The sequence below is a fragment of the Idiomarina sp. UBA4206 genome (genome assembly GCF_002383015.1).
GTDB lineage: Bacteria > Pseudomonadota > Gammaproteobacteria > Enterobacterales > Alteromonadaceae > Idiomarina > Idiomarina abyssalis.
Genome location: NZ_DFTS01000071.1, coordinates 15857 through 17821 on the forward strand (window position 1 = coordinate 15857; position 1965 = coordinate 17821).

1 protein-coding gene and 1 pseudogene are annotated in these 1965 nt (G+C 48.0%); both read left to right on the forward strand.

Annotated elements, in window-relative coordinates; translation table 11 throughout:
* Positions 1 to 448: 448 nt before the first annotated feature.
* The gene (locus B3180_RS14005; RefSeq protein ID WP_278358205.1) at positions 449 to 1612 is read left to right on the forward strand and encodes an endonuclease/exonuclease/phosphatase family protein; all 1164 of its coding nucleotides are present in this window, start codon (positions 449 to 451) and stop codon (positions 1610 to 1612) included.
* Between the two features lie 110 nt (positions 1613 to 1722).
* A pseudogene (locus B3180_RS14010) lies at positions 1723 to 1965 on the forward strand (hypothetical protein); the annotation flags it as partial.

Here is a 1965-nt window from a genome sequence, read left to right on the forward strand (position 1 = left end):
GTTAAACATAGTTTTGTTCTTCCCGGTTTTGGTTTTGGGTTTTTAAGCACGAATGAGGGTAAGGCTCATTTGTGACAATTTCGTGAAAGGTTTGAAAAAAAACAGAAGAAGCGAAGGAACTTTTTTGCGAAGACGGGAGAGAAAAATGGGTCGTTCGCTGATTATTCGATGACGAGCCGCGGCACAATAGCTGGTTCATTACCGGAAAGCTCATGACCTGATAAGAGTCAGAAGTACGGCAAGAGGTCGGAGCTGTATGGGATGCGGCTGAATTCATTACGCTTCTAAGACATTTGTGTGTCAGATATGTGACATATTTTAATCAAAATCTTTGCCCTTGCCTAGTCATTCGGGAACCTTTATTCTCTTCAATTGTCTTAGGCTGCTCTCTAACGGTTATTCCATGGGCTTTATGCGGTTTTTTGTATTTTTAACATTCGTTGTCTTTATGATTCCTACCTCTTTTTATGCCACAGCAGGCTCCGGTAAAAATGAACCTGAAACAATAAGGGTTGCGACCTTTAATGTCAGTATGGATGCATCTAATTACTTAAGTGAAAATGAACTACCGACATTAGACAGCTCGCCAGTACCGGAAATACTGCAGCAAGGTCACAAGCAAATACGGGGGATTGCTGAAATTCTTCAGCGCGTACGTCCTGACATTGTGCTGCTGAACGAGTTTGACTACCTTGACCCTGAAGTTGGCGTTAACGTCTTTCAAAAAGACTATTTAGCGGTTTCACAAAATGGCCAGCAAGCCATTGAGTACCCCTACGCTTATACCGCCCCGGTAAACACCGGTGTGCCCTCGCCTTTTGATTTAAACCGCGACGGTAAAAAGGAAGGTACCGGCATAGATGCCTGGGGCTTTGGCTGGTATCCCGGCCAATACGGCATGGTCATACTGTCGAAGTATCCGTTACTCGCCGATAAAGCCCGCACCTTTCAGCACTTTTTGTGGAAAGACATGCCCGGACGTCACATTCCTTACGTTATGAATGAACAGGAACAGCCGACCAAGGAGCAGTGGTACTCCGATGAAATCATGGCGCAGTACCCGTTAAGCTCTAAATCACACTGGGATGTCCCGGTAAAAGTGGGCGACCGAGTTATTCATCTGTTAGCGGCGCACCCTGTACCACCGGCTTTCGACGGCCCGGAAAACAGCAATGGTATGCGTAACTTCGATGAAATCCGCTTATTTGCCGATTACCTCACGCCTGGCAGTGACAACTACCTTTACGACGATAATGGCGTGCGTGGCGGACTTAGCGAGAATGAAAGCTTTGTTATTCTGGGGGACATGAACGCTGAAGCCGGTTCCGGTGGCGTCGACGGTGCCATTGAGCAGCTACTGGACCACCCCCGGGTTAATGACGTAAAGCCACAAAGTCAGGGCGGACAGCAGCACTCTCCCAATAACGGCAACTCGCAGTACCATACCGCCGCCTGGCGTAAGCGCGTTGACTACGTACTTCCTTCTGACGACTTAATTGTAAAAGACGCCGGCGTGTTCTGGCCTGTCGATGATGAACCCGGCAGCCAGCTAATGAATAAGCGCAGCGCCTCTTCCGACCACCGTTTGGTTTGGTTAGATATCGTTAAATAAACACCAAACACCTCTGCAGCCCTTTATTTTACTGAACCTTTACAGTTGAAGGGCTGTTGAAACCCTCCTTAGGTGCCATAATGAAGTTATTGTATCCAAGGAGGTAAACTATGAAAAAGCTCATACTATCAACAGCGTTACTCGCAAGCAGTTCGTTTGTGTTTTCAGCAGCCACTCAGGCTGACAATCTGAACTACATCAGCGGTGGCTTTTCCGATTTCTACGACTCCGACTTCTACGTCGAAGGCTCCACCACCATTGCCCCTAACTGGGTGGGTGAAGTTCAGCTAACCGACATGGGTGACTACTCACTTCGCGCCGGCGCTAAGTACTTCCTGGACATGGGTGCTGGC

Excerpts from the sequence above, each read along its gene's own strand:
- B3180_RS14005 (WP_278358205.1), top strand. The coding sequence starts at position 449 with ATGATTCCTACCTCTTTTTATGCCACAGCAGGCTCCGGTAAAAATGAA.